The organism is Cupriavidus gilardii, from assembly GCF_017598945.1.
Lineage (GTDB): Bacteria > Pseudomonadota > Gammaproteobacteria > Burkholderiales > Burkholderiaceae > Cupriavidus > Cupriavidus gilardii_E.
Genome location: NZ_JAGFTW010000061.1, coordinates 140761 through 148253, shown reverse-complemented (window position 1 = coordinate 148253; position 7493 = coordinate 140761). Strand labels below are relative to the sequence as shown.

The window sequence follows — 7493 nt, the reverse complement described above, 5'->3', positions numbered from 1 at the left end:
CTCCGCCCCCTCCCCAAAACCCCGTCCGCATCAAATGTGTGACAACGCACCGATACCCAGTGCCTGCGCGGACACGATGGCAGCATCCGGGGGACATGGCCGTGCGCGTGTCCATGTGCAAGTCGCAGTGGGGGAGGTTGCCATGAAAGCAATGGAACAGCATCAGCAACGCGGTCCACGCAGTGTGCGCCGCGGTCCAGGAGTGGCGGGGCTGCTCGCCGCCGGGGCAATGGGAGCGGCGGCGCTGCTGGCCGGCTGCGCCAGTTCGCCTGGCATGTATTTCGACAAGCAGGCGCCGGTCTCCGCCATCGGCCCCGATGCGGTGCCGAAGATCACGCCGATCACGATGGACCTGGTGCGCGAGCTGCGCAACAACTCGCGTCGCGACAACGAGAACGTCGAGGAACTGTTCGCGTCGCCGCAGCCGTATCGCGTCGGCCCGGGCGACATCATCTCGGTGGTGGTGTGGGACCACCCCGAGCTCGTGTTCCCGACCCAGACCTACAGCATCGGCCAGGCCTACGAACTGCCGAGCACCGGCGGCAGCCCCAACGTGCCGGGCTACGTGGTCAGCCCGCACGGCGACATCCAGTTCCCGTATGCGGGCGTGATGAAGGTCGCGGGCAAGACCGCCAACGAAGTGCGCGACCAGATCGCGAAGGCCCTGTCGCGCGTGGTGCGCGATCCGCAGATGACGGTGCGCGTGCTGGCCTTCCGCAGCCAGCGCGTCTATGTCGACGGCGAGGTCAAGACGCCCGGCATGCTGCCGATCGACGACGCGCCGATGACGCTGGTCGAGGCGCTGAACCGCGCCGGCGGCGTGCTGACGCAGACCGGCGACAGCAGCCGCATCCGCGTCACGCGCGGCGAGCGCAGCTGGTACATCAACATGCCGGCGCTGCTGGCCAAGGGCGTCGACCCGTCGCGGATCCTGCTGCGCAACGGCGACATCGTCCGCGTCGAACAGCGCGAGGACAGCAAGGTGTTCGTCACCGGCGAAGTGCTGCGCCCCACCGCACTGTTGATGCGCAACGGGCGGATGACGCTGAACGAGGCGCTCGGCGATGCCGGCGGCGTGAACCCGAGCTCAGCCAGCGCGGACCAGATCTACGTGATCCGCAAGACGACGGCCGGCGAAGAGCCGAAGGTGTTCCACCTCGACGGCAGCTCGCCGGTGGCGCTCGCCATCGCGGAAGGGTTCGAGCTGGAGCCCAAGGACGTCGTCTACGTCGATGCGCGCGAACTGGTGCGCTGGAGCCGCGTCATCAACCTGCTGATCCCGTCGACCCAGCCGGTGATCGGCACGGCCGGCGTGGTCCGATAGGCGGGCGCGATGATCCGAACCATATTGGTGGTCTGTATCGGCAATACCTGTCGCAGTCCGATGGCGGAAGCGCTGCTGCGGCAGGCGCTGCCGACGTGCGAGGTGGCCTCCGCCGGACTGGCGCCGCCGGTCGGCGCGGCGGCACACCCGTGCGCGATCGCGCTGATGGCTGCCGAAGGGCATGAACTGCGCGGGCATCGTGCCCGCCTCGTCGATGCGCAACTGGTGGAGTGGGCCGATCTGGTGCTGGTGATGGACCTCGAGCAGCGCGACGAGGTCGAGCGCCGGTTCCCGGACGCACGCGGCCGCGTCTATCGCATCGGCGAGTTCATCCCGGCCGACGTGCCGGATCCCATCGGCTGCTCACACCGCATGTTCGCCATCGCACTCGGCTTGATCAAGACGGGCATCGAATCCTGGTCGGTACGCATACGAGCCATTGCGCCGGCCGAATGTCACGGGGAGGCATCATGAATAGCAACAACATCCGGAGCACCCACTCCGAGCGCGCGGACGAGCGCGATGGCATGGTCGATCTGACGTCCTGGTTCGACGTGCTGGCGCGATACCGGTGGACCTTTCTGACGGTGGCGGGGCTGGTCATCGCGCTCGGCGCCATCTATGCGCTAATCGCGCGGCCGGTCTATCGCGCCGACATCATGGTGCAGGTGGAGGAGAGCACCAACACCACCGCGGCGACCAACCGCGTGGCCGCGCAGATCTCGCCGGTGATCGAGGTCAAGTCCGCGGCCTCCGCCGAGATCGAGCTGCTGCAGTCGCGCATGGTGGTCGGGCGCGCGGTCGACAACCTGATGCTGAACGTCGAGGCGTCGCCGCGCTACTTCCCGATCGTCGGCCGCGCGATCGCGCAGAACAACAGCGAGCTGTCGCGCCCGGGCCTGTTTGGCTGGGGCGGCTTCGCCTGGGGCAGCGAATCGATCCGCGTCAGCGAGCTGACGGTGCCGACCGAGATGGACGAGCGCAAGATCACGGTGACCGCGCTGGGCAACGGCGAATACCGCCTCAGCTTCGCCAGCGATCCGGCCCGCGCCAACGGCAAGGTCGGCGAGCCGCTGACGGTGCAGACCGCCTACGGCCCGGTCAACCTGACGATCAGCAAGCTCGACGGCCGTCCCGGCGCGCAGTTCGATCTGCGCCATCTGCCGCGCCTGGCCGCGATCGCGCGCCTGCAGCAGCAGCTGCACATCATGGAGCGTGGCAAGCAGAGCGGCGTGATCGGCGTCACGCTCGAAGGCGACTCGCCGCAGCTGACCGCGGCGATCCTGAACGAGATCGGCATGGAGTACGTCGAGCAGAACGTGCGCCGCAAGGCCGCGGAAGCGGAGAAGTCGCTGGAGTTCCTGCAGGGCCAGATGCCGCAGCTGCGGCAGCAGGTCGAGGCCGCCGAATCGCGCTATAACGCGATGCGCAACCAGCGCGGCACGGTCGATCTGAGCGAGGAATCGAAGCTGATCCTGGCGCAGTCGGTGCAGATCCAGACCCGCCTGCAGGAGCTCAAGCAGAAGCGGCAGGAGCTGGCGATGCGCTTCGTCGGCGATCACCCCAGCATCACGGCGATCGACAGCCAGATCGACAGCCTGACCGCGCAGCTGAACGGCGTCACCGGCCGCATCCAGCGGCTGCCCGATGTCGAGCAGAACGTGCTGCGGCTGATGCGCGACGTCAAGGTCAACACCGAGCTCTATCAGGCCCTGCTCAACGACGTGCAGCAGCTCAAGCTGATGAAGGCGAGCAAGGTCGGCACCGCGCGCCTGGTCGATCCGGCCAGCGTGCCGCTCAAGCCGGTGCGGCCGAACCGCCCGCTGATCGTCGCGGTGGCGGTGGGCCTGGGCGTGCTGGCCGGCCTGCTGATGGTGGTGGTGCGCCGCTCGCTGGACGGTGGGCTGACCGATGCCGACGAGATCGAGCACCAGACCGGCCTGACCGTCTACGCCACGATTCCGCTGAGCCAGCAGCAGACGCGCAAGTTCGGCGGCGCCAAGCCCCTGCCCGGCCTGCTCGCGCTGCAGGAACCCGAGGATCCGGCGATGGAAAGCCTGCGCAGCTTCCGCACCGCGCTGCAGTTCGCGCTGGTCGGCAGCCGCAATCGCATCGTGGTCATCACCGGTCCCGCCCCGGGCGTCGGCAAGTCGTTCATCGCCGCGAACTTCGCCGCGATCCTCGGCGCCGGCGGCAAGCGTGTCGCGCTGGTCGACGCCGACCTGCGCCGCGGCGGGCTGAACCACCGCTTCGGCTCGCGCCGCTCGCCGGGGTTGAGCGACGTGCTGCTCGGCACGCCGCTGGACAAGGTGGTGCAGCGCCAGGTTGCGCCGGGGCTGGACTTCATCCCGACCGGTGCGCAGGCGCCGCAGCCGGCCGACATGCTGAACAGCCCAGGCATGGAGGCGCTGATCGATGAACTGAAGTCGCGCTACGACGTGGTGCTGATCGATTCGCCGCCGGTGCTGGCGGCCGCCGATGCGGGCATCCTGGCCAGCCGGGCCGGGGCGGTGTTCCTGGTGGCGCGCGCGGATGTCACCACCGCCAGCGAGCTGCAGGCGACCGACAAGGCCATCCGCCATGCGGGCGGCGACGTCAAGGGCGTGCTGTTCAACGGCCTGCACGTCGAGGGCCGCTGGTACCGCTCGCACTACCACTTCGGCAAGTATCGCTATATGAACCAGTACAGCGCGATCAAGGCCAGGCGGGCCTGATCCGCGCGGTCCTTCCCCCTACCGCCGTATGGACGCCGATCCCCGCGCAAGCGGGGATCGGCGTTTTGTAGGACAGCTCGCGCGCGCCGCGTAGGAACACGCTGTCGGTGTTTCGGCCATTTGTAAGGAGTTGTTGAAAGGCGGAAACGGCAACGGCCGCTTGCCATCAAAAATCGAGCGAGTGGCACCATCGTTCGATCGTGCCGCCACCGAGTCCCCGCGGTCGGCACGGCCGCGGGCTTCGTTCGATAACAACTCACGAGGTCCGATATGTCCCGAAACCTGACTGTGCGTACCCGAACCGCGCTGGCGGCGCTGGCCGCGGGTCTGATCAGCGCGACCGCCTTTGCCCAGGCGCCGATGTCGCCCTCCACCGGCACCGGTGCCGACACCAGTGTTGGCGCGGGCGCCGCGGCTGGCGGTACCGGTGTCGGTGTCGGCGCTGGTGCTGGTGCTGGTGCCGGTGCCGGCACGATGGCGCCGTCCGGTGCCGCCTCGACCATGCCGACCACCGGCCCGGCGCCCGGCAGCGTTCCCGCCGGCATGGTCGCCACGCCTTACGGCCCGGGCGTCTATCAGCTGCAGCCGAAGCTGGATCCGCTGGTCGAACGGCGCCAGGCACGCGCCGAGGCACGCGGTGAGTACCGCGAGCGCAAGTCCGAAGCCCGGCAGGAATACAGGCAGGAAGTGAAGGCCGCCAAGCAGGAGCGCAAGGCGGAGATGCGCGAGGCCAACGAGGAAGCCAAGCGCGAACTGACCAGCCCGGCACGCTGACGCATCGCGGGCCGCCGCTTGCCTCTGGACGAGCCGAAGGGCTGGTCCAGGGCTTGCGAGGCGGCCCGCGCCGCCGGCGCAGCGGCGATGCGCATCGTGCGCGCCGCGAGCGGACTGTCGCCGCGCGCCGAGTCGCCACGCGCTTCATCGGACTTCCGCCCCGGACGCGAACAAAGCGCGCGAACAAAGCGCGCGGTCAATGACCGCGCGCTTGTCTGCTGGATGGGGTCGAACGCTACGCAGAAACGGGTACGCTGCCCGCTTCACGCCTTGCCGGCGGCGGCCGCCACCGGACGTTCGAGCGCACGGGCCGCCGGTGTGGCAGGCGGCAGCGGCATGCCCAGATACGGATTGATGGTGGCGAAGTCGGCCCGGTTGCTGCGCCGCTGTGCCACGCCGTTGATGATGCCGCCGGCAATGCGCGCGTCGGCACGCGTAAGCCGCTTCAGCGTGTCGTCGACCTGGCCGGGCAGCGTCACGTCGGCGCGCATCACCAGCAGCGTCGAGCCGGCGAGGCTGGCGACCAGCATCGCGTCCGCCACCGACAGCACCGGCGGCGTATCGACGATGACCAGATCGAAGCGTTCATTGCACTGCTGCAGCGCGTCCTTCAGCGTCGGCAGCATCAGCAGTTCCGACGGATTGGCCGGCGTCGCGCCGGCGCCCAGAATGCACAGGCCCGCGACCACCGTCGGCTGCACCGCCGCGCCCACCGGAATGCGGCCGGCCAGCACGTCGGACAGTCCAGGTTCCGTGGCTTGCCCGAACCATGTCGCGACCTTGCCGCGCCGCATGTCGGCATCGATCAGCAGCACGCGCTGCCCCGCCTCGGCAAACAGCACCGCGAGATTGACCGCGGCGAAGGTCTTGCCGGCACCCGGCGCCGGGCTGGTAATCGCCAGCACGCCATCCGGTGCGCTGCGCAGGCCGAAGTACAGCGCGGCCCGCACGCTGCGCAGCCCTTCGACCGCCAGCGCATGCGGCGAGCGCCGCGCCAGCAGGAAGCGGTCGTGCAGCGCCTGGCCGCTGGGCGAGCGGGCCTGCGCACCGGTCTGCGGCTCCGCGCCGGCTTGCGCCTCGGCCAGCGCGGTGCCCGGCGCGGGCGCCGCCAGCCGCTGCCGCGCGGCATCGGCCAGTCCCATTGCAGCCATCGCGCCGAAGCGCCGTTCGAGTTCGGCCTGACGCTCGAGCTCGGACTGCTCGTCGCTGAAGGCGACGTCGCCCAGCATCGACAGGCCAAGGCGCGCTTCCGCTTCGTTGGCATCAGCAACCACCGGCTTGAAGCGCCGGCGCAGCATCACGCCGCCGACGGCCAGCGCCAGCGCCGCCGCACCGCCGGCGACCGCCGCCGGCCACGGGCCCACGCCCACCGGCACGGTCGAGGCCGCGGCCGCATCGACGATGCGCACCGCGCTGCTGCGATCGGCCTGCACCAGCGACAGCTGCTCGATCTTGCGGCGCAGGGTCATGTACATGTCCTCGGCCACCTTGACGTCGCGCGTCAGCGCCACCGATTCGCGCTCGGACAGCGACAGGTTCTGCATGCGCTCGTCGAGCTCGCGCCGCTCGCGGATCAGCTGCTGGATCTGGCTGTCGACGGTCTTCACCTCGTTGGCATCGGTGGTGAAGCGCTGCAGCAGCTTGGTACGCTCGAGCCGCAGCGCGGCGATCTGGCGCTGGTATTCCATGCTGCCCTGCAGATACGACTGCGCGTCCTGCGTCGGCTGGATCGAGCCGGAACGGGAACGGTAGCGGGTCAGCGCGGCTTCGGCGCGTTCGAGCTCGGCCTGCACGCGCGGCAACTCGGCGGCAAGGAACGCCAGCGATTCGGCTGCGTCGCCGCGCCGCGCGCTGGTCTGCCCGCGGATATAGCCGTCGGCAATGCCGTTGACCAGATCGGCGGCCTGCTTGCGATCGCCGCTCTGCCAGGCCAGCCGCACGGTGCCGCCCGGCATTTCGCTGACCTTCAGCTCGCTGGCGATGGCATCGACCGTGGCAACCGGATCGCGCCGCATCAGCGTGAAGCGCGTGCCAGGGCGCGCGTCGATGCGCGAGATCAGCACCTCGACGCCATCGGCCGCCGCCGACTCGCCGACGCGGCCTTCCAGCAAGGTACGGTTGGCATCGCTGACGCGGAACGCGCCGCCGCTGAGCACCTCCAGCGTCAGCGGCTTGTTCAGCAAGCGCTCGGGCACCGCAAGCGTATCGAGCGCGATGCGCTCGCCGCCCCACGCATAGCCCATTGCCGACGGCCACGCGCCGCGCACCTGTCCCGGCTCGGACAAGCGCGCCGCCAGCGCACCGATCAGCGGCGCGCGAACCGGCTCGGCGGTGATGCCGAGCCTGAGCTGCTCGATGACCGGCGCGGCCACGGCGCGGCTCTTCAGGATGCTGGCATCGAAGCCAGCCGACGGATTCGCTGGGCCGCCCGGCGCGCCGCTGACGGCGGCGTCGGATGGGGCGACCTGGATCAGCGCCGCGGCTTCGTAGCGCGGCGGCACCGTCAATGCGGCAAGGCCCGCCACGGCGGCACCGGCCAGCGCCGCGCCGACCAGCAGGCCAGCGCGATCCTGCAGCGCACGTGCATAGCCGGCCGGCCGCTGCGGCACCACATTGGGAGCCGGCATCGTTCCGGCGAAAGACAACCTGTCCACGGCAATCTCCTGACGCACTGGCGCAGT

At 69.9% G+C, this 7493-nt stretch carries 5 protein-coding genes; 4 read left to right on the top strand and 1 reads right to left on the bottom strand.

Annotated elements, in window-relative coordinates:
- Positions 1–229 precede the first annotated feature (229 nt).
- The 4 genes from J5T34_RS23810 (at position 230) to J5T34_RS23795 (ending at position 4812) form a co-directional block, all read left to right on the top strand.
- Entirely contained in the window at positions 230–1324 is a 1095-nt protein-coding gene (locus J5T34_RS23810; protein WP_174108053.1) for a polysaccharide biosynthesis/export family protein, read from the top strand.
- 9 nt (positions 1325–1333) lie between these two features.
- Positions 1334–1798, top strand: coding sequence for a low molecular weight protein-tyrosine-phosphatase (locus J5T34_RS23805; protein ID WP_208583349.1), 465 nt, complete (start codon positions 1334–1336; stop codon positions 1796–1798).
- Positions 1795–4038 carry a polysaccharide biosynthesis tyrosine autokinase gene (locus J5T34_RS23800; RefSeq protein WP_208583348.1) on the top strand — a complete coding sequence of 748 codons (2244 nt, stop codon included), beginning with the start codon at positions 1795–1797 and terminating at the stop codon, positions 4036–4038. The genes J5T34_RS23805 and J5T34_RS23800 overlap by 4 nt, the downstream gene beginning before the upstream one ends.
- Before the next feature lie 270 nt (positions 4039–4308).
- On the top strand, positions 4309–4812 hold the full coding sequence (locus tag J5T34_RS23795; protein WP_208583347.1) for a hypothetical protein: 504 nt from the start codon (positions 4309–4311) through the stop codon (positions 4810–4812).
- Positions 4813–5075: 263 nt separating this feature from the next.
- Here J5T34_RS23795 and J5T34_RS23790 read toward each other — a convergent pair whose 3' ends face one another.
- The gene (locus tag J5T34_RS23790) at positions 5076–7466 is read right to left on the bottom strand and encodes a polysaccharide biosynthesis tyrosine autokinase (RefSeq protein ID WP_347880698.1); all 2391 of its coding nucleotides are present in this window, start codon (positions 7464–7466) and stop codon (positions 5076–5078) included.
- Positions 7467–7493 lie beyond the last annotated feature (27 nt).

Bases quoted from the DNA above. Each gene is read 5' to 3' on its own strand.
- J5T34_RS23805 (WP_208583349.1), top strand. From the start codon at position 1,334: ATGATCCGAACCATATTGGTGGTCTGTATCGGCAATACCTGTCGCAGT.
- J5T34_RS23810 (WP_174108053.1), top strand. From the start codon at position 230: ATGGGAGCGGCGGCGCTGCTGGCCGGCTGCGCCAGTTCGCCTGGCATG.
- J5T34_RS23795 (WP_208583347.1), top strand. From the start codon at position 4,309: ATGTCCCGAAACCTGACTGTGCGTACCCGAACCGCGCTGGCGGCGCTG.
- J5T34_RS23800 (WP_208583348.1), top strand. From the start codon at position 1,795: ATGAATAGCAACAACATCCGGAGCACCCACTCCGAGCGCGCGGACGAG.